Annotated in this window: 21 protein-coding genes and 1 other RNA gene; 2 read left to right on the top strand and 20 right to left on the bottom strand. The window is 69.6% G+C overall.

Annotated elements, in window-relative coordinates; genetic code table 11:
* Positions 1-553 precede the first annotated feature (553 nt).
* From AC068D_RS19670 to AC068D_RS19610, 13 genes are all read right to left on the bottom strand, one after another.
* Positions 554-835 (bottom strand): HU family DNA-binding protein, encoded by a 282-nt coding sequence (locus AC068D_RS19670; RefSeq protein ID WP_004571953.1) that lies wholly within the window; start codon positions 833-835, stop codon positions 554-556.
* 165 nt (positions 836-1000) lie between these two features.
* A complete protein-coding gene (locus tag AC068D_RS19665) occupies positions 1001-1132 on the bottom strand; it encodes a hypothetical protein (protein ID WP_478824283.1) in 132 nt (43 codons plus the stop codon).
* 61 nt (positions 1133-1193) lie between these two features.
* Positions 1194-2627 (bottom strand): NAD-dependent malic enzyme, encoded by a 1434-nt coding sequence (locus tag AC068D_RS19660; RefSeq protein ID WP_478824282.1) that lies wholly within the window; start codon positions 2625-2627, stop codon positions 1194-1196.
* A 703-nt stretch (positions 2628-3330) separates the two neighbouring features.
* A complete protein-coding gene (locus tag AC068D_RS19655) occupies positions 3331-5646 on the bottom strand; it encodes a HelD family protein (protein ID WP_478824281.1) in 2316 nt (771 codons plus the stop codon).
* A 75-nt stretch (positions 5647-5721) separates the two neighbouring features.
* Complete coding sequence (locus tag AC068D_RS19650; protein WP_478824280.1) at positions 5722-6588, bottom strand: anti-sigma factor family protein; 867 nt, start codon at positions 6586-6588, stop codon at positions 5722-5724.
* The gene (locus AC068D_RS19645; RefSeq protein WP_478824279.1) at positions 6585-7172 is read right to left on the bottom strand and encodes a sigma-70 family RNA polymerase sigma factor; all 588 of its coding nucleotides are present in this window, start codon (positions 7170-7172) and stop codon (positions 6585-6587) included. Before AC068D_RS19645 ends, AC068D_RS19650 begins: the two co-directional genes overlap by 4 nt.
* Positions 7173-7412: 240 nt before the next feature.
* Entirely contained in the window at positions 7413-7979 is a 567-nt protein-coding gene (locus AC068D_RS19640; RefSeq protein ID WP_478824278.1) for a CGNR zinc finger domain-containing protein, read from the bottom strand.
* 70 nt (positions 7980-8049) lie between these two features.
* Positions 8050-9201 carry a uroporphyrinogen-III synthase gene (locus AC068D_RS19635; protein ID WP_478824277.1) on the bottom strand — a complete coding sequence of 384 codons (1152 nt, stop codon included), beginning with the start codon at positions 9199-9201 and terminating at the stop codon, positions 8050-8052.
* A gap of 86 nt (positions 9202-9287) precedes the next feature.
* A complete protein-coding gene (locus AC068D_RS19630) occupies positions 9288-10640 on the bottom strand; it encodes a nitrate/nitrite transporter (RefSeq protein ID WP_478824276.1) in 1353 nt (450 codons plus the stop codon).
* A gap of 106 nt (positions 10641-10746) precedes the next feature.
* Positions 10747-11937: an acyltransferase family protein gene (locus AC068D_RS19625; RefSeq protein WP_478824505.1), complete on the bottom strand. Its 1191-nt coding sequence runs from the start codon at positions 11935-11937 to the stop codon at positions 10747-10749.
* A gap of 26 nt (positions 11938-11963) precedes the next feature.
* Positions 11964-14087, bottom strand: coding sequence for a bifunctional polysaccharide deacetylase/glycosyltransferase family 2 protein (locus AC068D_RS19620; protein ID WP_478824504.1), 2124 nt, complete (start codon positions 14085-14087; stop codon positions 11964-11966).
* Positions 14088-14153: 66 nt separating this feature from the next.
* The gene (locus AC068D_RS19615; RefSeq protein ID WP_478824275.1) at positions 14154-14891 is read right to left on the bottom strand and encodes a hypothetical protein; all 738 of its coding nucleotides are present in this window, start codon (positions 14889-14891) and stop codon (positions 14154-14156) included.
* A gap of 145 nt (positions 14892-15036) precedes the next feature.
* On the bottom strand, positions 15037-16002 hold the full coding sequence (locus AC068D_RS19610) for a LysR family transcriptional regulator (RefSeq protein ID WP_478824274.1): 966 nt from the start codon (positions 16000-16002) through the stop codon (positions 15037-15039).
* Between the two features lie 120 nt (positions 16003-16122).
* Between AC068D_RS19610 and AC068D_RS19605 the strand changes: the two genes are divergently transcribed.
* Positions 16123-17355, top strand: coding sequence for an MFS transporter (locus AC068D_RS19605; protein ID WP_478824273.1), 1233 nt, complete (start codon positions 16123-16125; stop codon positions 17353-17355).
* Positions 17356-17384: 29 nt separating this feature from the next.
* On the opposite strand, the gene ssrA is transcribed toward AC068D_RS19605, so the two are convergent.
* The 5 genes from ssrA to ftsE form a co-directional block, all read right to left on the bottom strand.
* Positions 17385-17754: a transfer-messenger RNA gene (gene ssrA, locus AC068D_RS19600) on the bottom strand.
* A gap of 170 nt (positions 17755-17924) precedes the next feature.
* Positions 17925-18404: an SsrA-binding protein SmpB gene (gene smpB, locus AC068D_RS19595; RefSeq protein ID WP_478824272.1), complete on the bottom strand. Its 480-nt coding sequence runs from the start codon at positions 18402-18404 to the stop codon at positions 17925-17927.
* A gap of 18 nt (positions 18405-18422) precedes the next feature.
* The gene (locus AC068D_RS19590) at positions 18423-19610 is read right to left on the bottom strand and encodes a S41 family peptidase (protein ID WP_478824271.1); all 1188 of its coding nucleotides are present in this window, start codon (positions 19608-19610) and stop codon (positions 18423-18425) included.
* 67 nt (positions 19611-19677) lie between these two features.
* The gene (gene ftsX, locus AC068D_RS19585; protein WP_478824270.1) at positions 19678-20598 is read right to left on the bottom strand and encodes a permease-like cell division protein FtsX; all 921 of its coding nucleotides are present in this window, start codon (positions 20596-20598) and stop codon (positions 19678-19680) included.
* Positions 20599-20616: 18 nt separating this feature from the next.
* On the bottom strand, positions 20617-21306 hold the full coding sequence (ftsE, locus tag AC068D_RS19580) for a cell division ATP-binding protein FtsE (RefSeq protein ID WP_478824269.1): 690 nt from the start codon (positions 21304-21306) through the stop codon (positions 20617-20619).
* Between the two features lie 273 nt (positions 21307-21579).
* Between ftsE and AC068D_RS19575 the strand changes: the two genes are divergently transcribed.
* Entirely contained in the window at positions 21580-21771 is a 192-nt protein-coding gene (locus AC068D_RS19575) for a hypothetical protein (protein WP_384236305.1), read from the top strand.
* 141 nt (positions 21772-21912) lie between these two features.
* Here AC068D_RS19575 and AC068D_RS19570 read toward each other — a convergent pair whose 3' ends face one another.
* Both AC068D_RS19570 and prfB read right to left on the bottom strand, forming a co-directional pair.
* Positions 21913-22797, bottom strand: coding sequence for a hypothetical protein (locus tag AC068D_RS19570; RefSeq protein ID WP_478824268.1), 885 nt, complete (start codon positions 22795-22797; stop codon positions 21913-21915).
* A 371-nt stretch (positions 22798-23168) separates the two neighbouring features.
* Positions 23169-24275, bottom strand: a complete 1107-nt coding sequence (prfB, locus tag AC068D_RS19565; RefSeq protein WP_478824267.1) for a peptide chain release factor 2 — start codon at positions 24273-24275, stop codon at positions 23169-23171.
* Positions 24276-24343: the final 68 nt, after the last annotated feature.

Here is a 24343-nt window from a genome sequence, read left to right as displayed (position 1 = left end):
GGACGAGCCGCGAGGAATGCCCCAGGGTGCCGCTCCGCCCGCCCGGGCCCGGCAACGTCCGTGCGGGCCATGACACCGCCGGGACACCCGCAGGCGCCCGTACGACGCGACGGAAACGGACCCGAGGATGCCGCGGCCGCCAGGCCGTGCCGCCCGGGCCGCCAGGCCGGGCCGCACGGCACGCCGTAGATCCCGGAACCGACACGGCCCGGGTGCCCGACCACGCCGACCCGGGGCCACGCCCACCAGGGCGCGGGCCCGGGAAACACCCCGGGAGACGGCAAGCATGCGCCGCGGGTACCGGGCGCGGACCCGGAAGGCATGGACCGGCCTCGACATGCCGCCGACGCACGGGCCGCACCGGCCGGGCCGCACGGGCCGCCAGGCCGGGCCGCACGGCACGCCGTGGGGCCCGGAACCGACACGGCCCGGGTGCCCGACCACGCCGACCCGGGGCCACGCCCACCGGGCCGCGGGCCCGGGAAACACCCCGGGGAATGGGCAAGGGCGGCCACCCCGCCCCGGGGTGGCCGCCCTCGTGTCCTGCCGGGGCTTACTTGCCCTTCGCGGCTTCCTTGAGCTTGGAGCCCGCGGAGACCTTCACGCTGTAGCCGGCCGGGATCTGGATCGGGTCGCCGGTCTGCGGGTTACGAGCGGTGCGAGCGGCACGGTGGGTGCGCTCGAAGGTCAGGAAGCCGGGGATGGTGACCTTCTCGTCACCCTTGGCGACGACCTCGCCTACGGTCTCGGCGAGGGCGGCCAGCACGGCGTCGGCGTCCTTGCGGGTCACCTCGGCGCGGTCGGCCAGCGCGGCCACCAGCTCACTGCGGTTCATGTTGTTACTCCCGTGTTCTTCTTGCCTGTGAGGCGTGAGATCGAAGCCGATGCTGCCAGGGCCCTCGGACAGTCCCCGGACCCGGGTCTGCCGTCAGACCCTCGCGCCCGTTTACGCATCCTGCCCCCACCACCGGCGGGAAAGCCAATCCGGCACCCTCCGGAGTCACACGAAAAGCGCCACCGCCTCATCGTGGTGACGTTCCGTCGACTCCTCGGAGACTCCCCGGAGCCGTAGCGGCCCGGAGGCGTGGCCGCCGTACGACCACAGCAGGTGCCTGCCCGGTCGCGGGCTCATGGTCCGCCACCCTAAAGGGGCGTTCCTGACCCCGCGACTCGCGACGCGCCGGGGGCGGGCGTCAGACCGACGTGTTCCCCGTCACGGTGGCGCCTGCCGCCTTCGCGGCCTCCCGTACGGCTCCCGCGACCGCGCCCGCGACCTTGTCGTTGAAGACGGACGGGATGATGTAGTTCGGGTTGAGCTCGTCCTCGGTGACGACATCGGCGAGGGCTGCGGCCGCGGCGAGCATCATCTCCGTGTTCACCGTGCGGGACTGAGCGTCCAGGAGCCCTCGGAAGACGCCGGGGAAGACCAGCACGTTGTTGATCTGGTTCGGGAAGTCGGAACGCCCTGTCGCCACAACTGCCGCCGTCTGGCGGGCGATTGCCGGCTCCACCTCGGGATCCGGGTTCGCGAGCGCGAACACGATGGCACCGTCGGCCATCGCCGCCACGTCCGTCGCGCCGAGCACGTTGGGTGCGGAGACGCCGATGAAGACATCGGCGCCGGCGACGGCCTGCTTCAACGTGCCTGTGACATTCTCGGGGTTGGTGTTGTCGGCGATCCAGCGCAGCGGCGAATCGGGCGCGGCGTCCACGAGATCCTCGCGGCCGGCGTGCACGACGCCATGGATGTCGGCGACGACGGCATGCTTGACGCCCGCCGCGATGAGCAGCTTCAGGATGGCCGTACCGGCCGCTCCGGCACCCGACATGACGACCCGTACGTCCCCAATCGCCTTGCCCACCACGCGAAGTGCGTTGGTGAGGGCCGCGAGCACCACGATGGCGGTGCCGTGCTGGTCGTCGTGGAAGACCGGGATGTCCAGGGCCTCACGGAGCCGCGCCTCGATCTCGAAGCAGCGGGGTGCGGAGATGTCCTCGAGGTTGATCCCGGCGAAGCCGGGGGCGATCGCCTTGACGATCTCGACGATCGCGTCAGTGTCCTGGGTGTCCAGACAGAGCGGCCAGGCGTCGATGCCGGCGAAGCGCTTGAAGAGGGCCGCCTTGCCCTCCATGACGGGCAGTGCGGCCTTGGGGCCGATGTTGCCGAGGCCGAGCACCGCGGATCCGTCCGTTACGACTGCGACGGAGTTGCGCTTGATGGTGAGGCGGCGGGCGTCCTCGGGGTTCTCGGCGATGGCCATGCAGACACGTGCGACACCGGGCGTGTAGATCATGGAGAGGTCGTCACGGTTGCGGATGGGATGCTTGGACTGCATCTCGATCTTGCCGCCGAGGTGCATCAGGAACGTACGGTCGGAGACCTTGCCGAGGACGACGCCCTCGATTCCGCTCAGCTTCTCGACGATCTCGTCCGCGTGCGTCGTGGAGGTGGCCGCGATCGTGACGTCGATGCGCAGCTTCTCGTGGCCGGACGCGGTGACGTCGAGGCCGGTGACCGAACCGCCGGAGGACTCGACAGCCGTGGTGAGCTGGGACACCGCGGTTCCGCTCGCGGGCACCTCCAGTCGGACCGTCATCGAGTACGAGACGCTGGGCGCCGTTGCCATGGCCGAGTTCCTCTGCTTTCCCTAGCTTCATTGCTGCATCGTCCGGCGTCGGCCGGACGAGGCCATCCGATGGTCGCACCTACCTGCCAGTAGCAGGTAATACTGGTCGTTTAGTTTTCGGAAATTATTTTCCACCATACGAGAAGTGCAAGGGAACACAGAAAAGGTCCGCGCCACCAGCGGTGACGCGGACCTCTTCCTTCGTGTTCTCAGTGGCACCGACCCGCCATGCTCGCCTCGCGGCAAGTGGTCGCTCGTGGCGACGAAGGTTGGGCCCGGGGGCTTGGATCGAGCCGGTGCCACAGACAGGCTAACAAAGAGTCCCGGAAGGTGATTCCCCGTCCGGCCAGTTGACCCCGAAAGGGACCCTACGGGAGCAATCCCCCAGGGTCTTTCGTTCGGGCTGGATCGGTGAGCGGGGTCCGGTGCGTGCGATCGCAAGGCGTTGAGGAAGGAGCCCACGCGGAGCGTGGGCCACCGACGACAACGCAGCGCGCGCGTGCCGGGGCACACGAGCCCGGCAAGATCCAAACGAGAGGCCCTAGGGTCTTTCGTTTGGATCAGGCTGGATCGGTGAGCGGGGTCCGGTGCGTGCGATCGCAAGGCGGAGGAAGGAGCCCACGCGGAGCGTAGGCGACCGACGACAACGCAGCGAGCGTGCGTGCCGGACCCCGCGAGCCCGGCAAGATCCAAACGAGAGGCCCTAGCCCTTCAGGAGGCTGGGCACACCGTCCGCGTCCGGCGCATCCGCCTTCCCCGAGACGATGGTGAGCTGCTGCGTCGCCCTGGTGAGCGCCACGTACAGCACCCTCAGCCCTGCCGAGGACTCGCCGCCCGGGGCACCGTTGGAGGAGGTGCCCCCGACGATCTCCGCCGGCGACACGACGACCGTCGCGTCGTACTCCAGGCCCTTCGCCTCCAGCGAGCCCAGCGCCACCACGCGGTCGCCGAGACCGGCCAGCCAGCGGGCGGCCTCCTCACGCCGGTTCATCGCGACCACGACGCCGATCGTCCCGTCGACCTGGTCCAGAAGACGTCGCGCCTCCTCCCGGACCGTACGCTCGAGATCGTCCCGTACGGCGACGAAGCGCGGTCGTACGCCGGTGGAGCGCACCGCGCGCGGGGACCGCATGCCGGGCATCGCCAGGGCCAGCACCCGGGCGGCGAGCTCGGCGATCTCGGATGGATTGCGGTAGTTCACGGTCAGCTCGAAGCGACGGCGCGGGCGGCTGCCCAGTGCCTCGTCCCGGGCCTCTGCCGCCTCCTCCGGGGCCGGCCAGGACGACTGGGCCGGGTCACCCACGACCGTCCAGGTGGCGTGGCGGCCGCGGCGGCCGACCATGCGCCACTGCATGGGCGTGAGGTCCTGTGCCTCGTCGACGATGACATGCGCGTACTCCGTGCGCTCCGCCGCCAGTCGCTCGGCCCGCTCGCGCTGGGTCTCCTCACGCTGCGGCATCAGCTCCTCCAGGCCGGTGAGCTGGTCCAGCGGGTCGAGCTCACGCTTCCTCTTCGGCCGGGCCGGAGTCCCGAGCAGCATCTGCAGCTCGTCGAGCATCGCGACGTCGTGCACGGAAAGTCCGTCGCGCCTCAGGCTGCGGGCGAGCCGGCGGACCTCCCCGGGGTTGAGGATCCGGCGCGCCCAGCGGCCGAGACGCCTCTCGTCGGCCATGGCGTCGAGCACGGCGCGCGGGGTCAGTTCGGGCCACCAGGCGTCCAGGAACGCGATGAACGGCTCCTCCGACGTCACGTCCTCGTCGAAGGACGACCGCAGCTCGGCGGCGAGCTCCGGATCCGTGTGCCTGGCTGTGGCGCCGGACTTGGCGTAGAGGGCGTCGAGCAGCAGTCGCCGGGCACGCGGTCGCAGCAGATTCACCGGCGCGGTGCCGCCCAGCACGCTGTGACGGATGCGCTGGAGCTCCTCGCCCTCAAGCTCCAGGCGCCGCCCGAAGGCCACGACTCGCAGCCGGCCGGGGGCGTCGCCGAGCTCCAGGGCGCCGCGCGACGCCTTGCGCAGCAGCCTCGGCATCCGCGACGAGCCCTTGATCCGGGCGACGGCCGGATCGTCGTAGGCCGTGGCCTCGGCGCCGTCCACCAGGGAGCCGAGCGCGCGGATCGCGACCTGCCCCTCCTCGCCCAGGGACGGCAGCACGCCCTCCGTGTACGCGACGAGGAGCGGGGTCGGCGAGACGACCAGGATGCCGCCCGCGTAGCGCCGCCGGTCCTGGTAGAGCAGATACGCGGCGCGGTGCAGCGCCACCGCCGTCTTTCCGGTTCCGGGGCCGCCCTCGACATAGGTCACGGAGGCGGCCGGAGCGCGGATCACCAGGTCCTGCTCGGCCTGGATGGAGGCCACGATGTCCCGCATGGTGTGGGTGCGGGCCTGGCCGAGCGCGGCCATCAGCGCACCGTCGCCGATGACGGGCAGTTCGACGCCGCCCAGTCTCGCGGTGAGCTCGGGGCGCATCAGATCGTCCTCGACACCGAGGACCTTGCGGCCCTTGGAACGGATGACCCTGCGCCGCACCACCCGGCCGGGATCGACCGGGGTGGAGCGGTAGAAGGGGGCCGCCGCGGGGGCACGCCAGTCGATGACCAGCGGCGCGTAGTCGGAGTCGAGCACCCCGATACGGCCGATGTGGAGCGTCTCCGCGATCTCGGCGGTGTTGTCGTCCCGGATGGCGTCGTCGGCCGGCTCGATCGACGTGTACGCGCCGTCGGGGCCCTTTGTGCCGTCCTTGCCGAGCAGCAGGTCGATCCGGCCGAAGAGGAAGTCCTCGAACTCGTTGTTGAGCCGGTTGAGGTGGATCCCTGCCCGGAACACCTGGGCGTCGCGCTCGGCGAGCGCACCGGGTGTGCCGACCTGGCCGCGCTTGGCGGCGTCGTTCATCAGGAACTCCGCCTCGTGGATTTTCTCCCCGAGACGTCGGTACACCTGGTCCAGGTGTTCCTGTTCCACACCGATCTCGCGGTCACGGACCGTATCGGCTCTGGTACCAACGGCTTCCTGCGCGGCCACCGAGGCCCCCTTCTGACGTGCACTGGGCAGCCGTCAACCGTACGCGAAGGGGGCCGCTGTGTCAGGCGGCGAATCTCAGGCGTCTATCTTCACCAGGCGTTTTCCGTCGAACGTACGGACCTCGAAGTAATCGATGGCGTTCCGCTCCATGGCCACACCGCCGTGCACGTACAGCGGCTTCCTGGCCATCTCGTTCGAGCTGTCCGGCATGCCGTAGCCCCACTTGGGCACGGTCCAGGAGCCCATGACCTCCTCGTCGCCGGTGTTCGAGACGGCGACCAGGTTGCACTTCAGCGGGCCCTTGACGTTCTTGAGCTCCAGGACCCCATGGGTGCCCCAGGCCTTGTCCTCCAGGCCGACTGTCGCACTGACCTTGGTGATCGCGTCGGTGGCCTGGACCTTCTCCTCCATGTGGTTGAAGAAGGCGTCCTCGGCCGGGCTGGTCGGGTGGGGAGCGGCGACACCTGCCGAGGCGTCGTCGTCGGTCACGACCACCGCGACGGTGGGGCCGCCGAGGATCAGGACCGCCGATGCGGCGATCATGTACATGCTGCGCCGTCGCTTGCGGCTGCGCTTGACGGCGACCTCGCCGACCAGCCGGTCCAGCATCTTGGGACTGGGTGCGGTCGGGATCGTCGCGCCGGCCCTGCGCGACGGGGGTTCCATGAGGGTGCTGGTGAAGGGCAGCCCGCCCGGCTGCGGCGGCACGGCGGACAGCTGCCCACCGGGGGAGTCGGCCAGCATCGCCAGCATCGGCTCCATCCCCGCGAACTCCTCGAGGTGGGCGGCGCAGATGTCGCAGCCCGCCAGATGCGCCTCGAAGGCGGTGGCTTCCGCGTCGTCGAGAATGCCGAGGACGTACGCCCCTGCGGTCTCATGTATCGAGCCCTGCTCGGACGGTTCCGACTGTCCGTACTGGCCGTACGGATCCTGCCTGTTCATGCCGTGACCCCCCTCTCCTCCAGAGCGAGCTTCATGGAACGCAGTGCGTAGAAAACACGGGACCGCACGGTCCCGCTGGGTATGCCGAGAGTTTCGGCCGCTTCATTGACCGTACGCCCCTTGAAGTACGTCTCGACGAGTACTTCCCTGTGCGCCGGGGTCAAATCGTCAAGCGCATCCGAAAGCGTCATCAGCCACAACGCCTTGTCGATCTCGTCCTCCGCAGGCATGACCTCCAGCGGCGACGGATCGACCTCCTGCGGCCGGGCCTGCCGGCTGCGGTGACCGTCGATGACGATGCGGCGTGCGACCGTCACCAGCCAGGGTCGGACAGAGCCGGTAGCCCGATTGAGCTGTCCGGCGTTTTTCCAGGCACGGATGAGCGTCTCCTGCACCACGTCCTCGGCCCGCTGGCGATCGCCGGCGACGAGGCGTAGTACATAAGCGAGGAGGGGTCCGGCATGCTCCTGATACAGCGCGCGCATCAGCTCCTCGTCGGGGACGGAGGAACTGGTGCGCGATGTCACAGCTCGATGCCGGGCCTGCCTAGAACGGTCATCGGCCACGGCGGCATCCTTGCGCACCTGAACCTCCCGGTCGAGACCCTGTTTGATGTCTGGACTGCTTCCCTGTCCTCCATGACTACGGAGGCGTCGGCCGATCCACTCAACCGGACCGCGATTTTCTTTCAAGATCTTTTGAGGCCGGCTCCGGGGACAAGTGAACGGGAGGATTCCGGACCGGATTCGGGCAGGGAACGACTGAATCAGGCCAGGTTTTCGGCCGAATCCGGTCAGAACAAGGGCCAGTTCGCACAGCTCGGATCAGGCACGCGCCATGGCCGCCCTGCGGCGGTGCCGGGCCACCCGCTCCCGATTGCCGCACAACTCGCTGGAACACCAGCGCCGGCGCCGCCCGCGTGAGGTGTCGACGTACACACGGCGGCAGTTGTCGCCCTCGCAGCGGCGCAGCCCGGCCCGGGCGACGGGATCGGTGAGCAGGTCCACGGCGTCGCGTGCGACCGCGGCGAGCAGCGTGGCGCACTCGGGCCGCGCGAGCGGCGCACGGAAGAGTGCGCCGTCGTCGCCGCGCACGGCTCTGACGGCGGGCGGGGCGGCATCCGCGGCGAACGCGTTGAGCCCGGTGAGCGCCACCGCGTCCTCGGCTCCGCCGTCGATCTGAGCCCGGACCAGCCGCTCCACGCAGTCGCGGAGTTCCAGGAAGGGCGACACCCAGTGCGCGGTCACCGCCGCGAGGGGTGTTCCCGGGGGCAGCAGCCCGGCCTCCGTCAGCCAGCGGGCGAGCAGCTCGGGCCGGTCCGGCCCCGCCGCCACGAGATCCAGGCAGGCACGCCCGGAATCGAACTTCCACTCGTTCGAACCCATAGCCATGACCATGAGTTCAGAGTGCCCGCGCGGGCCCACGGCCGGAACCCCTCGTACCAGAGGCCCGGCGGGGTCGTCATGCGTCCGCGTACTTCGCGTCCGCCGCCGGGTCGAGCGCCAGCCGGTAGCCGCGCTTCACCACGGTCTGGATCAGGTTGGGAACACCGAGAGCCGAACGGAGCCTGGCCATGGCCGTCTCGACGGCATGCTCGTCACGGCCCGCGCCGGGCAGGGCGCGCAGCAGGTCGGCGCGGGAGACCACCCAGCCCGGTCGGCGGGCCAGCGAGTTGAGGAGGGACATGCCGGCGGGCGGGACGGGCCGCAGGGCATCGTCGACCAGGACCGCCTGGCCGCGGATCTCGAGGCGGCGGCCCGCGACCGGCAGGGTCCTGGCACGCAAGGGAAGTTCGACGCAGAGCAGCTGGACGAGCGGACCGAGCCGGAAGCGTTCCGGCTGGACCGTGTCCAGCCCCCGTGCCTGGAGCGGCACAGCGGTGACCGGTCCGACGCACGCCGGAATCACGTCGTGGCCGAGGGCGTCCAGCAGCTCGGGGAGCAGCGACCGTTCCTCGGCGCGGGAGAACAGCGATGCCGCCGCGGGTGCGCTGGTGAAGGTCACTGCGTCCAGCGACCGTGCCACGGTCGCGTCCAGCAGCCGGTCCAGCGGGGTCACGTCCTCCGGCGGCATCCACCGGTAGACCGGTACACCGACGACCTCCGCTCCCCCGGCCCTCAGTGCCTCCACGAAGCCCGGCAGAGGTTCTCCGTGCAGCTGCAGGGCGATACGCCGGCCCTCGACGCCTTCGGCGAGGAGCCGGTCCAGCACCTCGGCCATCGACTCGGAGGCCGGCGACCACTCCTCGGTGAGCCCGGCCGCCCGGATCGCGCCCTTGACCTTCGGCCCGCGTGCGAGGAGTTCGACCCCACGCAGACAGGCGAGGAGCTCCTCTCCGCAGCCCCAGCCGTCGGCCGCCTCGACCCAGCCCCGGAATCCGATCGCGGTCGTGGCGACGACGACGTCCGGGGCGTGGGCGATGAGTTCCTTGGTCGCGGCAAGGAGTTCGCCGTCGTCGGCGAGCGGCACGATCCGCAGGGCGGGGGCGTGCAGCACGGCCGCGCCGCGCCGCTGCAGCAGCGCGCCGAGCTCATCGGCCCGGCGGGCTGCGGTGACCCCGACCGTGAAGCCTGCCAGCGGGCCGGGAGCGGGAACATGCTGTTCGTCGTACATACCCCCCGAGCCTGGCAAGGGAGCGTGACAGGCTCGGTTCGGCCGCATTTCCTCGTCGTTACGAGACACATCGCCCACGCCCGGTCTCACACTTCGGCGTAGCTGAGCTGGGGCTTCGAATCGGCCGTTGCCTCCGGTGCGGGGACGGGAGCGGGCCGGCGAAGGTATACCGCCCAGGTGACGGTGAAGCACACGGCGTAGCAGAGGAGGAAGGCGACGAACGCTCCCGTCCCGGTGCCGGCCGTCAGGAACGACTGCCGGAAGGCCAGGTTGATGGCGAGCCCGCCGAGCGCACCGACCGCGCCTATGAGCCCCATCGAGGCCCCGGAGAGCCTGCGGCCGTACGCCTCGGCCGCCTCACCCGTCATGCCGTTGGCCAGCGCCTTGGCCTGGAAGATGCCGGGGATCATCTTGTAGGTGGATCCGTTGCCGAGCCCGCTGAGGATGAACAGGCCGGTGAAGCCGATGAGGAAGATGCTCAGCGACTCGGCAACGGAGGCGTAGACGACGACTCCGGTGGCCGCGGCCATCGCGGCGAAGTTCCACAGGGTGATCCTGGCCCCTCCGAAGCGGTCCGCGAGCGACCCGCCGACCGGCCTGATGAGGGAGCCGAGCAGGGGCCCTACGAAGGTGAACGAGGCGGCCTGCAGCGGAGTGCGCCCGAACTGGGTCTGCAGGACGAGCCCGAAGGCGAAGCTGTAGCCGATGAAGGATCCGAACGTGCCGATGTAGAGGAACGCCATGATCCAGGTGTGGCGGTCCTTGACGGCCTCCTTCGCCGCCCCGGTGTCGTTCTTGACGGGCGCGAGGTTGTCCATGAACAGCGCCGAGCAGAGCGCCGCGATCGCGATCAGCGGGATGTAGACGCCGAGGACGATCCTCGGGTGCGCGGCACCGGCCGTGCCGATCACCAGCAGCCCGACGAGCTGCACCACCGGCACGCCGATGTTGCCGCCACCGGCGTTGAGCCCGAGCGCCCACCCCTTCTTCCTCAGCGGGAAGAACGAGTTGATGTTGGTCATGGAAGAGGCGAAGTTGCCGCCGCCGACACCGGTGAGCGCCGCGACCGCCAGGAACGTGCCGTACGACGTCCCCGGCTCCATCACCATGTACGCGGCGCCGGTCGGAAGCAGCAGCAGCAGCGCGCTGAAGACGGTCCAGTTCCGGCCGCCGAAACGTGCGACGGCGAAGGTGTACGGCACCCGGATCGCGGCGCCCACCACGGTGGCGGTCGCGATCAGGAAGAACTTCCCTGCCGGATCGATCCCGTACTCGGGTCCCATGAACAGGACCATCACCGACCACAGGCTCCAGATGGAGAAACCGACGTGCTCGGAGAAGACGGAGAAGGCGAGGTTCCGCCGGGCGATCCGCTCGCCCTTCTCCTTCCAGAAGCCCTCGTCCTCCGGGTCCCACTGCTCGATCCACCTGCCGGCCATGCACGCCTCCACTGCTGCTCCGGGTAGTGGATCCGAACCTAGAGACGGCGGGTTTCAGCCCCGTGCTGTGACGTGACCGGTGTGGAACCTTGCTCTCACCCTGCGCTCAGACCTGCTGTGAGCGCCGCTTCTTGCGCGGAGCACCGTTCGGCCACAGCCGGGGGCGGCGCTTGGCGGCGACGTCCTCCAGCCAGCCCACGGCAACGATCATCAGGCCGATCAGCGGCCAGACGGCGATCAGCATCAGGCACGTGTACGCCGACTCGATGTAGGTCCCCAGATGCTCGTCGACGAACGGGATCTCCCACAAGAGGTCGATGAACGGGATCGTCGCCATGATCAGCAGGTTGTGCCAGAGGTAGATCGTCACGGCCCGGTTGTTGGCGAGGGTGACCAGGGTGTCGAGGTGGGCCAGCTTCCCGGGCAGCTGCTGCCAGGACGGCGAGTACGACAGGAGGATGACGCAGAATCCGAACGACCAGGTCGCCTGGGCCAGCGGGATGTCGTTGAGGTCCCAGCCGTCGGCGGTCAGATGCCAGGAAGCCCACCACAGGCCGAAGGCCATGATCAGCGCGGACCCGGACACCGCCATGTAGCGCGGGACCTTCTGGAAGAGTCCCTCCTGGTGGGCGAAGCCGAGCACCCAGCAGGAGCCGTAGCAGGCGAAGTCGGTGATCGCGTTGCCGGTCTCGCCGGGAATCGTGATGATCCCCGAACCGACGACGGCGGTGAGTCCGAGCGGCGCGAAGAGCGTCGCCCACGGCATCCTGCGGAACGCCCACAGCAGCAGCGGCGAGGCGATCACGAACCAGAGATATGCCCGGATGTACCAGAGCGGGCCCACGGCCTGAACCGCCCAGGTGTTCTCCAGCACCCCGGCGTTGTCACCGCTGTGCCAGGGGTACGGCGGTGCACCGACAGGGACGACGTACCAGGCCAGCTTGATGAACCACCAGATGCCCTCTTCCTTCACCGGCTTCCAGCCGAAGTAGAAGATCACCGGCAGAACGGCCACGGAGAACGCCCACATCGGCGGCAGCAGTCGCCGGACACGCCCCCGGATCACGCTCCACGCGGGCCGCGAGAGCGAGCGCGCCATCAGCGATCCCGCCAGCGCGAACATCACACCCATGGAGGGGAAGACGATCGTCAGCCAGGCCCAGCCGAAGATGTGGTAGACGACGACACGGACCAGGGCGATCGATCGCAGCAGGTCGAGATAGCGGTCGCGGCCGGGCCGCTTCGGTGCGGCCGCCGGGGGCGCCTCGGCCCTGTGCCGTGCCCTGGTCTGGGGCATGCCGCCCATGTCGAGGGAATGGGTGGTCACGCGACGGGCCTCCGGTCTTCACTGCGCTGCCGCTGGCTCGGGATCGAGCCGGGCGCCTCGACCACACCGGTCCTGCGGAGCTTCTGCCAGCGAAGGCGGCCGCCGGTGAGTGCGGTGATCCAGGACTGCAGCAGCACCACGTACATGAGCTGCCGGTAGAGGATCTGCTGGAGGGGCAGCGAGATCAGATGCACCATGCGTTCGTTGTCGAGCCTGAACGCATAGGCGGCACAGACGGCCTGGACGGCGAGGACGCCGAGCCAGGCGACGATGGTCTTCTCGGTGGGGCCGAAGATCAGTCCGTACAGCAGGAACACATCGATGAGCGGTGCGAGCAGCGGGAACAGCACCATGAAGAGCGACACGAGCGGCAGGCCGACGCGGCCGAAGCGGCCGGAAGGACCGCTCTCGATCACGGCCCTGCGGTGCTTCCAGATGGCCTGCATCGTGCCGTACGACCAGCGGTAGCGCTGGGACCACAGCTGCTGCACGGACTCCGGGGCCTCGGTCCAGGCGCGCGCCCGCTCGGCGTAGACGACCCGCCAGCCGTCGCGGTGCATCGCCATCGTGATGTCGGTGTCCTCGGCGAGGGTGTCCTCGCTCATGCCCCCGACCCGTTCCAGGGCCTCACGGCGGAAGGCGCCGACCGCTCCCGGGATGGTGGGCATGCAGCTGAGCATGTCGTACATCCGGCGGTCGAGGTTGAAGCCCATCACGTATTCGATGTGCTGCCAGGCGCCGATGAGGGAGTCACGGTTGCCGACCTTGGCGTTGCCCGCGACCGCGCCGACCTTCGGGTCGCCGAACGGCTGCACCAGCTCGCGGACGGTGGACGGCTCGAAGACGGTGTCGCCGTCCATCATCACGATGATGTCGTGGCGGGCGTTGCGGATGCCGTTGTTGAGGGCTTCGGGCTTTCCGGAGTTGACCTGTCGGACCACGCGTACGTTCGGCAGCCACATCCCGTCGACGAGGTCGGCGGTGCCGTCCGACGAGCCGTCGTCGATGACGATGACCTCGATGGGGTGGTCGCTGGCCATGAGCGAGCGCACCGTGTTCTCGATGCACTCCTTCTCGTTGTACGCGGGGACCAGCACCGTCACCGGCTCGGTCACTGCCGGGCCCCAGCGGAAGCGGCGGCGGCGCACCTTGCGGGCGTGCCCGAAGGACAGCAGCAGCATCAGTCCGAAGCGGGCGATGACGAGCACGCCGATCGCGGCCAGGCCGACGGTCAGGGCGCTGGTGGTCTCCTCCGAGACGGCGACGGCCGCGACCCAGGCCTTGCCCTTCCACAGCTCCGGTCCCGTGACCTTGGTGTGGGCACTCGGCGCGCCGAGTGCCTCGGTCAGATTGGCGAACTCGTAGCCCCGCTTCTGCATCGAGGGCAGGAAGCGGTCCAGCGCGGCGACGGTCTGGGACCGGTCACCACCGGAGTCGTGCATCAGCACGATCGAGCCCTCGGTGCCCTTCGGCGTCGCGCGCTTGATGATCGCCCCGACACCGGGGCGCTTCCAGTCCTCGCTGTCCGTGTTGTTGAACGCGGTGATGTAGCCGCGGCTGCCGATGTACTGCGTCACCGGCCAGGACTTGTCGTCCAGCGCAGCGGAGAACGACGAGTACGGCGGCCGGAAGAGGGAGGTACGGATGCCGGCGGCGCCGGCGATCGCCAGCTGGTTCTGCGAGAGCTCCCAGTCGATGCGGCTCTGGGTCTGGAACGACAGATCCGGGTGGTTGAAGGTGTGCAGGCCTATCTCGTGGCCCTCCGCGACCATCCGCTCCACCAGCTCGGGGTGGCGGGAGGCCATGGTGCCGGTCACGAAGAAGACGGCGTGCGCGTCGAATTCCTTCAGCTTGTCGAGGACCTTCGGCGTCCAGACGGGGTCCGGACCGTCGTCGAAGGTCAGCACCAGCTTCCTGTCGGGGACACTCAGCGCCTTGGGCGTGACACCGCCGCGGGCGTCGATGACGGGGCCGCCCCTGAGGATGTTCTCGGGGACCGTGTCACTGGCGTCCGGGGGCCGCACCCGGTGGTCGGCAAGGATCTCGCTGTGGACGTAGCCGCGGAGCATCAGCATCGCGAGCAGCGCGACCAGGAAAAGCGAGGGCAGCAGATAGCGCATGGGCAGCCTGCGTCGTACCGACGGGCCCTTGCGCTGCCGGCGGGCCCGCCTGTTGGAGGTTGTCATCTACTCTGCGCCTTCCAAGGCCTGCTGGCCGCCGTCCCCCACTGGTGGATCGGTGGGGGGCTCTTCCGTCGGTGCTGTCGCGGTGTCCGAGGGGTCGGGGGACGCCGGCGGGGGCTCCTCCCCTCCGGGACCCCCGTCCGGGGGTGTGGACACGGTGGGGCCGGGATCGGGCAGCCCACCGCCCTCCGTTCCGCCGCCGGGGCCGGTGTCCGTACCGCCGTCGGTCGGGCCGGCGCTCGCGCCGGGATCCGCGGGAGCGCTCGGCCGGCCGCTGGTGCGCGGGCCGCCGGAGCTGCCGTCGGGCTGCTGCGGGATGACGGCACCGGTGGAGTCGGTGGGGGCGGGAACGCCGGGCTCACCGCCCGGGGCCGCCGGCTCGACGGGCGAGTCGGCGGGGGCCGGCTGCTCCTGCACGGTGCTGGGGTTCTTGTCGTCCTCGGGGCCCGGTATCAGCAGCCAGGGTGCCTTCGAGTTGCCGCCGATGAGGGCGACGACCAGGGTGACGGCGTAGCAGGCACAGGCGATGGCCAGCACCCAGCCCAGGCGGCGGAGCTTCTTGCTGCGCCGGCCGCTCTCGTCGACGAACACCGGCCCGTCGGAGCTTTCCTGCGGGGGAGGTCCGTCCTGCGGCTCCGAGAGCTGACGCCCGAGTCCGTCCAGCTGGACGGTGACCTCGTTGGGCTCATGCGTGGGCCCGAAACGGGCGTCTTCTCGCCATTTTTCCACTGCTGTACGCACATCCCCCACTGAACTGAATCGGGTGCGCATCGACATGGCCGGATACCTGTCGCCGGACGCGGGCCCCCACCCTGTCCGAGCGCCCCTAGCACATTGCACCCGGACTATGAATGTAGCGCACGCCGGTGACAGTTGGGTCGCGGTGTCATTTGTTGTCCGACATCAGAGACCGGTCCGTGTCCGGGAGCCAGCCGTCAGGGGGCATTTTCAGCCACGCTTCCTCCCCTGCGAGCCGGGCGGCGGCGGCCCGGAGGGCGTCCAGGCCGGGATGCCTCAGCCCACGCCGCCAGACCAGCGACAACGGCGACAGCGGCACCGGCGCGACGAGCGGGAGCAGCACGGTGCCGGGCATGGGCGGGAATTCGGCGACGGCGAGCACCGGGTGGCGGTATCGCGCCATCACCCGTCCGAACTCCGTCTTGCCGAGAGCGACGGGCGCGGGCGGGGAGATCTTGATGCCGCGCCCCTCGAACAGCCTCCGCGCAAGGTCCGTCCACTCCAGCGTCTTCGGATTGCCGGCCCCCGCGTAGACGTGCTCTCCCGCGAGCGCGTCCAGCTCCACCTGCTCGCGCTCCGCCAGCGGGTGGTCCGCGGGCAGGAGCACGGCCATCCGCTCGAGCCGCACGAGCTGGTGCTCGAGGAGCGCACGGACGGAGGCCTCGAGTCCGGCGAACCGCCCGAAAGACACATCGAGCCGGCCGGCGACGATCTCCGCGGCGGCGCCGGTCAGCCCGCTCTCGAAGCGGGCCATCAGCTCGCAGCCGGGCGCGAGTTCACGGGCCCGCTCCAGCACGCGTCCCGAGACCATGCCCTCGCCGTTGAGATCGACGAGCAACGGACGGTCCGCGTCCGCGAAGGCGGCGGCCAGCTCGTCATGGGCGTCCAGGACCTGTCGCGCATACGGAAGCAGACGTTCGCCCTCGGCCGTGAGCGTCACCTGCCGGGTTGTCCGCAGGAACAGTTCGGCGCCCAACGCGCGCTCCAGGCGTCGGATGTCGCGGCTGAGCGCCTGCTGGGCGACGAACAGCCGGGCGGCGGCGCGGGTGAAGTGCAGCTCGGCCGCGACCGCGGCGAAGGCGCGCAGCAGCCTGGGGTCGATGTCCTGGGGCATGCCGGCGAATTTACAACAGAGGCGGGTCAATGAGGTTCGAACTGGTGTTGGACCCATGCAGTGCCCCGCGGTGAGGCTTGGTCCATGCCGCATACGACCAACCTCAGCAAGCGTCCACGGATGACCACGACAGGAGGAACACTCGTCCTCGCCCCGCCTTTCCAGGAGCCGGGCCGGTCGCGGCCGGCGGGCCCCTACACCCGCCTCTTCCGCACCCCCGGAGCCCGCGCCTTCACCCTCGGCAATCTCATCGCCCGCCTCCCCATGGGGATGTTCGGCGTGAGCGCCGTGATCATGATCGCCGGGGCTCGGGGCTCCTACGCCCTCGCCGGCGCCGTCACCGCGACCGGCCTCGCCGCCACCGCAGTCGTCGCCCCCTGGACGGCACGGCTGGTCGACCGGTACGGCCAGGCGAGGATCGCCGTCCCCGCCACCGCGCTCGCCGTGCTCGGAGCACTCGCCCTGCTGCTGTGCGTGCGGTACGACGCCCCCGACTGGACGCTCTTCGCCTCGTACGCGGCCACCGCCACCATGCCCAACACGGGCGGGATGTCGCGGGCCAGATGGGCGCATCTCTTCAGGGAGGCCACACCGGAGAACGTGGCGGCCCGGCACACCGCGAACTCCTTCGAGCAGGCCGCCGACGAGCTGTGCTTCGTGCTCGGACCGGTGCTCGCGGCCTTTCTCTGCTCGGCGCTGTTCCCCGAGGCGGGCACCCTCGTCGGAGCCCTGCTCCTGCTCACCGGCGTCCTGGTGTTCGCAGCCCAGCGCCGCACGGAACCACCGGTGGCGCCCCGCACATCCGCGGGCTCGCCCCTGCGTGCCCCGGGCATGGCCCCGATGCTCACGGTCTTCGTGGCGACGGGCGCGGTCTTCGGGTCCATGGAGGTCGTCACCATCGCCTTCGCGGACGGCCCGGCGGCGGGCCCGGTACTCGCCCTGCAGGCGGCCGGGTCGTGCATGGCGGGGCTGGCGTACGGCAGGGCGCACCGGAACGCCGGTCTCGCGGCGTGCCTCGCCGCGATGACGGCCCTGATGATCCTGCCTCTGCTGGCGGCGACGATGAGCGGCTCGCTGCTCGTCCTCGCCGGCGCTCTGCTGATCGCGGGCATGGCGACGGCACCGACCATGGTGACCGGAATGGGCATGATCCAGCGCCTTACCCCGGCGGCACAGCTGAACGAGGGGATGACCCTCGCCGTCACCGCGCTGCTCGGCGGCATCGCGGCCGGCTCGGCGGCGGGCGGCTGGACGGTGGAGCACGCGGGTGCGGCCTACGGCTACGCGATTCCGGTCGTCGGGGCGGCCCTCGCGCTGGCGCTGGCTCGTACGACAAAGGCCCGGCTGCCGTAACGGCTGCCGGGCCCTTGCCCACATGGGATGAGTGGAGATGGCGGGAATCGAACCCGCGTCCAACGGTGCAGAATCAGGGCTTCTCCGTGTGCAGTTCGCTGCGATTTTCTCGGCCCCGGAGATCACGCGAACAAGTCTCCGACGGGCTCAGCCACTGTTTGATTTCCCTCTCGACCCCGTGACCGGGTCTAGAGGTTTAGTCCCCTAGCTGATGCCAGGATCCGGGTCGGGAACAGCCCCGGGCTGACACTTCGCAAGTCGCTACTTAGGCAGCGAGGGCGAAGGAATCGCGCTTGGTGTTGGCGATTATTGGTTGCGACATATGGTTTACGAGATCATTGCCGCTTCCTCGACACGCTTCCCCTGCTTCGACATCCGCTGTCGAAACCGATCATCCCCATGTTCATTTTTCAAAGCTGCCCCCTCCGTGGAGGGCAGGTGCCATCGTACGTGACCGACGCCCAAGCGTGCCAGCGCATTCCCTCCTGCCAGGGGTCCGTGCCCCGGTGGAACCACGCGCGGCGTCGGAGGCACGGTCTCCCTCCGGCCCGGGCAGGCCGGCGGGACGGTCAGGAGCGCTGCCGCCGCCGCGCCGCGGACACCGCGCGGTCCGCCTCGCGCCGGTCCTGCTTCTCCCTCAGCGTCTGACGCTTGTCGTACTCCTTCTTGCCCTTGGCGAGCGCGATCTCGACCTTGGCCCGCCCGTCCTTGAAGTACAGGGCGAGGGGCACGATCGTGTGACCCGTCTCCTGGGACTTGGACTCGAGCTTGTCGATCTCGGCCCGGTGCATCAGCAGCTTCCGCTTGCGCCGGGCGCTGTGGTTGGTCCAGGTGCCCTGGCTGTACTCCGGCACGTGCACGTTGTGCAGCCACGCCTCGTGGCCGTCGATCTGGACGAATCCGTCCGCCAGCGAGGCCCGCCCCTGACGCAGCGACTTCACCTCGGTACCCATCAGCACGAGACCGCACTCGTAGGTGTCGATGATGTGGTAGTCGTGCCGCGCCTTCTTGTTCTGCGCGATCAGCTTGCGCCCTTTTTCCTTTGCCATAGTGCGGTCATTTTCGCACTACGAGCCGGTGCCGAGGCCACTCAATACTGTCTTGGCCCGCTCCTCGGCCCGCTCGCCGGCCAAGAGGTCCGGGGTGATGCCCCTTCCGTCGAGGTCACGGCCTGCCGGAGTGCGGTAGTGACCGACAGTGAGCTCGGCGACCGCCCCGTCGGGCAGCTTCTCCGGCATTTGCACGGACCCCTTCCCGAAGGTGCGGGAGCCCACCGTGACCGCGCGGCCCCGGTCCTGGAGCGCCCCCGCGACCAGCTCGGCCGCGCTCATCGTGCCGCCGTCGACCAGGGCCACGACAGGTCTGTCGGTGTCCCCTCCGGAGCCCGCGTAGAGGGCCTTCTGCTCGCCGTGCACGTCGTACGTGGCGACCAGGCCCCCGTCCAGGAAGGCGGAGGCGGCCGTGACGGCCTCGGAGAGCAGCCCCCCGCTGTTGCCGCGCAGGTCGAGCAGCACACCGGCGTCGGCGGGCGCATCGCGCACGGCGTCCCGCACCCGCTCGCCGGTGCCCTTGGTGAACGCCGCAACCTTGATCATCACGGCGTCGCCGCCGAGCCGGCGGACGGTGACGGCCTCGGTGGCGAGCCGGGCCCTGCGCAGGGTCTCGGTCCAGGAGCGTTCCCCGCGCTGGAGGCCGAGAGCGACGGAAGAGCCGGCCGATGCACCCCTGCCGCCCCCGCTGCCGTCCCCGCGCAGCAGGGCGACGACCTGACTGACCGGGCGGCCGTCTATCGGCTTCCCGTCGATCGTCCGCAGCTGATCACCGGTCCGGATGCCGGCCCGCTCGGCGGGGCCGCCGCGCTGGACCCGGGCCACCTCCACCCGGCCGTCGCCGCTTCGCCTCGCCCAGAGACCGACTCCCGTGTAGGCGCCGTCGAGGGCCTGCTCGAACTCCTCGTACTCGCCCTTGTCGTACACCGCCCCCCACCGGTCGCCGCTGCGGCTGACGACCTCCTCGGCGGCGGCCGCACCGGACTTCCCCTCGGCCACGGCCTCGGCCGCCACCCGGGCCAGCTCGTCGCGGTCGACGGTCGTGGCGGCGGCGGCGCGGGCGGCGGGCAGATCCGTCGCCTGCACTCCGTCCCGGGGCAGCAGGTCCGTGGCCGACGCGGTGGCGAGGACGCTCGCGAACAGCAAGGTCAGGGCCGCCCCGCGGCGGTGTCCACGGGGCATCGAGGGTGGTTCGGGGCCCAACATGGCGCCCACTCTAGGACAAGCGGAGGGCGCCGTACGGTGGTTGACCGTACGGCGCCCAGGGCGCTTGTCACACCTTGAGGTACTTGCGCAGAGCGATGAAGGCCGCCACGGCAGGCATCAACAGGCCGATCGCCAGCACCAGTGGCAACTTGGTGATCACGGCGTCCCAGCCGATGAAGTTGACCAGTTGCATCTTCTCGGAGAGCGCAAGGCCGTTGTCGATCAGGAAGTACCGGCCGACCAGCAACAGGACACAGGCGACACCGCCGCCGAGCAGTCCCGCGAAGGCGGCCTCCATGATGAACGGCATCTGGATGTAGAAGCTGGACGCCCCGACGAGCCGCATGATGCCGGTCTCACGCCTGCGGCTGAACGCCGAAACACGCACGGTGTTGACGATCAGCATCAGCGCAATGATCAGCATCAGCCCCATGACGAACAGCGCGGCGACGTTCATGCCGTTCATGAGGTCGAACAGGTTCTGCAGGATGTTGCGCTGGTCCTGGACGGACTGCACTCCGTCCCGGCCGGCGAAGGCGGTGGCGACGACCTGGTACTTCTCCGGGTCCTTCAGCTTGACCCGGAACGACTCCTGCATCTGGTCCGGAGTGATCGTCGCGGCGATGGGGGTGTCGCCGTACTGGTCCCGGTAGTGCTTGTACGCCTCGTCGGCCGACTCCTTGTGAACGGTCTCGACGATGCTGTCCATCTTCTTGAGATCGGATTCGATCTGCTCCTTCTGCTGGGCGGTCACCGCGCCCTTGGAGCATTTCTCGTCCGTCTCCGCGTCGTTCTTGTTGCAGAGGAAGATGGAGACGTTGACCTTGTCGTACCAGAAGTCCTTCATGGTGCTGACCTGCTCACGCATGAGCAGCGCACCACCGAAGAGCGCGAGCGACAGGGCCACGGAGACGATCACCGCGAAGGTCATCGTGAGATTGCGGCGGAGACCGACGCCGATCTCCGACAGTACGAACTGGGCGCGCATGGCGAGTCGTTCAGCCTTTCAGTGCTGGTAGCCGTAGACGCCGCGCGCCTGGTCACGTACGAGCCGGCCCTGTTCGAGCTCGATGACGCGCTTGCGCATCTGGTCGACGATGTTCTGGTCGTGGGTCGCCATCACCACTGTGGTGCCGGTCCTGTTGATCCGGTCCAGCAGCTTCATGATGCCGACGGAGGTCTGCGGGTCGAGGTTGCCCGTGGGCTCGTCCGCGATCAGCAGCATCGGGCGGTTGACGAAGGCACGGGCAATGGCGACGCGCTGTTGCTCACCGCCGGAGAGTTCACCGGGCATCCGGTCCTCCTTGCCGCCGAGGCCGACGAGGTCGAGGACCTGGGGCACGGACTTGCGGATCTCACCGCGGGACTTGCCGATGACCTCCTGCGCGAACGCCACGTTCTCCGCGACGGTCTTGTTGGGCAGCAGGCGGAAGTCCTGGAAAACCGTGCCGAGCTGGCGGCGCATGTGCGGCACCTTCCAGTTCGACAGGCGCGCGAGGTCCTTGCCCAGGACGTGCACCATTCCGTGGCTGGCACGCTCCTCGCGGAGAAGCAGCCGCAGAAAGGTCGACTTGCCGGAACCGGACGAGCCCACGAGGAAGACGAACTCCCCCTTCTCGATCTCCAGGGAGACGTCACGCAGGGCAGGACGGTTCTGCTTGGGATAGGTCTTGGAGACGTTGTCGAATCGGATCACGGGTGCACCACGGTCGGCCGGGAGTAGGTGTGCGTGACCTTACGCGACTGGGCGCGGCAAGCGCAGTCACCGCCCGGTGTTGCGGCATTTGTCCGGTTGAGGAGGCCGTACGGAACGGGTAGCAATCCGACGGGGCGCGCCGAAACGCGCGGAAGCTGGCACAGTGGTAGGGGAACCGATGCGTTTCCCGGAGCGTTGAGCGGACAAGACACGCCGAGGAACGCGGAAAAACGGCTCGGCCCGCGAGTCCGCCGCGCGGGAGGAGGAGAGCGCATGACCTATGACCGACTGGTGTGCGCCAACTGCGCGGCGCCCGTCAGCGAGGGCCGCTGCCCTGTCTGCCGCGCCAACCGGGAGCGCCTCCAGCAGGAGGGCCCCCTGGCGGGCCTCAGCCCTGCCGCGCTGCTGACGCTGCTGGTGGTCCTGGTCGCGGCGGTGGCACTGCTGGCCCACCAGACCGTGTAGAGCCTCGCCGAGGGCTCCACACAGGCCCCTGGCCCGCATTCCGACTCCGAGGACACGACAAAGGGCCCGAGGCGCTGAGATGCGCCTCGGGCCCTTTGTTACGTTCGGTTACAGCCGGTTACGTGCTGGCACGACCGTCGCTCAGGCGGCGGTACGGCCACCGACGAGACGCGGCAGCATCCGGAAGCCGATACCACCGGCGATCATCGTCGCGGCGCCGACCAGCAGGAACGTGGTCTCGGCGGCGCCGGTCTCAGCCAGCTCCTCCTTGGCCTCGCCCTGCTCGACCGGCTGGGAGCCGGCGTTGTCGGTGTCCGTGTTGTTGTCGGCGCACTCGGCGCCGTCGAGGTCCACGGTGCAGGTGCCAGCGCCGCCGTCGGTGCCGCCGTTACCACCGGTCGCGGCAGCGCCACCCGTCGCGTCGGAACCACCCTGGTCGCCGCCCGTGGCGTTGCCACCGTTGCCGCCGTTGGCGTTGCCACCGTTGGCGTTGCCACCGTTGCCGTTGCCGCCGTTGGCGTTGCCACCGTTGCCGTTGCCGCCGTTGCCGTTACCACCGTTGCCGTTGCCGCCGGCATTGCCGTTGCCGCCGTCCTGGCCGGCGTCGGTGCCGCCGACCTGACCCTCGTCGGTACCGCCGTCCTGGCCGGCGTCGGTGCCGCCGACCTGACCCTCGTCAGTGCCGCCGACCTGACCCTCGTCAGTGCCGCCGACCTGACCCTCGTCAGTGCCGCCGACCTGACCCTCGTCGGTACCGCCGACCTGACCCTCGTCAGTGCCGCCGACCTGGCCGGCGTCGACGCCGCCCGGGTCGCCGCCACCGTTCTCGCCACCCTCGACGTCGTTGCCGACGCCGAGACCGACCTCGACACCTTCCTTGGAGACCCCGGCCTCGGCACTGAGGCCCGCAACGTTCACGTCGATCCCGACAGCCTGAGCGGCGCCCGCGGCGGTCAGGGACGCGCCGGCGGCAATCACCGCACCAGCGGCTATCCGTGCCACACGGACCCGCGTCTTCTTGGTCATCTGGCTGCTACCCCCAGTAGCTCTATGTTATTGATGCAGCGTCATGAGGCAGAGGCCGCTGGGGGCCAACTTTCGTCTCCCCCGCCCACACGCGCCCCAGAAATACGCATGCCGCGCGTCAGCCTTCCCACTTTTCACGGACACGTCAAGGTCGTTGCGCGTGCGATGCCCGGAATAGGGGGAGTTGACCAGCGTGCGGGCGTGTAAGTGTGACGTAGTCCCGGAACTGACGGCCCACCAGAGCCAGTTGCCTTGTCGACAAAGCGAGCAAAAGGCTCCGAATGCGTTGCGGCAGCGAACGAAGCGCGGCCACAAGCAGAAGTGCCGGACCCCGAGCAAAGGGTCCGGCACTTCTCCGCTGTCGGTTCCGACTACTTCTCCTGCTGCTTGCGCCAGCGGATTCCGGCCTCCAGGAAGCCGTCGATCTCACCGTCCAGCACCGACTGTGGGTTACCGACCTCGAACTCCGTACGCAGGTCCTTGACCATCTGGTACGGGTGGAGGACGTACGAACGCATCTGGTTGCCCCAGGAGTTGCCGCCGTCGCCCTTGAGGGCGTCCATCTTCGCCTGCTCCTCCTGGCGGCGGCGCTCGAGCAGCTTCGCCTGGAGGACGTTCATCGCGCTCGCCTTGTTCTGGATCTGGGAGCGCTCGTTCTGGCAGGAGACCACGATGCCGGTCGGAATGTGGGTGATGCGGACGGCGGAGTCCGTGGTGTTGACACCCTGGCCGCCCGGGCCGGACGCGCGGTAGACGTCCACGCGGAGCTCGGACTCGTCGATCTCGACGTGGTCGGACTGCTCGACGACCGGGAGGACCTCGACACCCGCGAAGGACGTCTGGCGGCGGCCCTGGTTGTCGAAGGGGGAGATGCGGACCAGGCGGTGGGTGCCCTGCTCGACGGAGAGCGTGCCGTAGGCGTACGGCGCCTTGATCACGAAGGTGGTCGACTTGATGCCGGCCTCTTCGGCGTACGACGTCTCGTAGACCTCGGTGCCGTAGTTGTGCCGCTCGGCCCAGCGCAGATACATGCGCTGGAGCTGCTCGGCGAAGTCGGCGGCGTCGACGCCACCGGCCTCGGCCCGGATGTTCACCAGCGCCTCGCGCTCGTCGTACTCGCCGGAGAGGAGGGTGCGGACCTCCATCTCGTCCAGCGCCTTGCGGACCGACTCCAGCTCGGTCTCGGCCTCCGCGCGGGTGTCCGGGTCGTCCTCGGCCTCGGCGAGCTCGAAGAGCACTTCGAGGTCGTCGATGCGCCCGCGCAGCGCCTCCGCCTTGCGGACCTCGGCCTGCAGGTGCGAGAGCTTGCTGGTGATCTTCTGCGCCGCCTCGGGGTCGTCCCACAGGGACGGCGCCGCCGCCTGCTCCTCGAGCACGGCGATATCTGCCCTCAGCCTGTCGAGGTCCAGGACGGCCTCGATCGACCCCATGGTCGAGGAGAGGGACTTCAGCTCTTCGGATACATCGACGACTGCCACGGGTCCAGCGTAACGGCTGGCCGACGCGTACCGACCCGCCCGTCCGCACCCCGGACCGTTCCCGGACC

The sequence above is a fragment of the Streptomyces sp. NPDC043861 genome, from assembly GCF_056435905.1.
The sequence above is the reverse complement of the archived record's forward strand: the minus strand, read 5'-3'. Positions and strand labels throughout refer to the sequence as shown.

Excerpts from the sequence above, each read along its gene's own strand:
- AC068D_RS19670 (WP_004571953.1), bottom strand. The coding sequence starts at position 835 with ATGAACCGCAGTGAGCTGGTGGCCGCGCTGGCCGACCGCGCCGAGGTG.
- AC068D_RS19605 (WP_478824273.1), top strand. The coding sequence starts at position 16,123 with ATGACCACGACAGGAGGAACACTCGTCCTCGCCCCGCCTTTCCAGGAG.
- ftsX (WP_478824270.1), bottom strand. The coding sequence starts at position 20,598 with ATGCGCGCCCAGTTCGTACTGTCGGAGATCGGCGTCGGTCTCCGCCGC.
- AC068D_RS19650 (WP_478824280.1), bottom strand. The coding sequence starts at position 6,588 with ATGAACAGGCAGGATCCGTACGGCCAGTACGGACAGTCGGAACCGTCC.
- AC068D_RS19590 (WP_478824271.1), bottom strand. The coding sequence starts at position 19,610 with ATGTTGGGCCCCGAACCACCCTCGATGCCCCGTGGACACCGCCGCGGG.
- AC068D_RS19610 (WP_478824274.1), bottom strand. The coding sequence starts at position 16,002 with ATGCCCCAGGACATCGACCCCAGGCTGCTGCGCGCCTTCGCCGCGGTC.
- AC068D_RS19625 (WP_478824505.1), bottom strand. The coding sequence starts at position 11,937 with ATGCCCCAGACCAGGGCACGGCACAGGGCCGAGGCGCCCCCGGCGGCC.
- AC068D_RS19630 (WP_478824276.1), bottom strand. The coding sequence starts at position 10,640 with ATGGCCGGCAGGTGGATCGAGCAGTGGGACCCGGAGGACGAGGGCTTC.
- AC068D_RS19635 (WP_478824277.1), bottom strand. The coding sequence starts at position 9,201 with ATGTACGACGAACAGCATGTTCCCGCTCCCGGCCCGCTGGCAGGCTTC.
- AC068D_RS19620 (WP_478824504.1), bottom strand. The coding sequence starts at position 14,087 with ATGCGCTATCTGCTGCCCTCGCTTTTCCTGGTCGCGCTGCTCGCGATG.
- AC068D_RS19660 (WP_478824282.1), bottom strand. The coding sequence starts at position 2,627 with ATGGCAACGGCGCCCAGCGTCTCGTACTCGATGACGGTCCGACTGGAG.
- AC068D_RS19570 (WP_478824268.1), bottom strand. The coding sequence starts at position 22,797 with ATGACCAAGAAGACGCGGGTCCGTGTGGCACGGATAGCCGCTGGTGCG.
- AC068D_RS19575 (WP_384236305.1), top strand. The coding sequence starts at position 21,580 with ATGACCTATGACCGACTGGTGTGCGCCAACTGCGCGGCGCCCGTCAGC.
- AC068D_RS19640 (WP_478824278.1), bottom strand. The coding sequence starts at position 7,979 with ATGGCTATGGGTTCGAACGAGTGGAAGTTCGATTCCGGGCGTGCCTGC.
- AC068D_RS19665 (WP_478824283.1), bottom strand. The coding sequence starts at position 1,132 with ATGAGCCCGCGACCGGGCAGGCACCTGCTGTGGTCGTACGGCGGCCAC.
- smpB (WP_478824272.1), bottom strand. The coding sequence starts at position 18,404 with ATGGCAAAGGAAAAAGGGCGCAAGCTGATCGCGCAGAACAAGAAGGCG.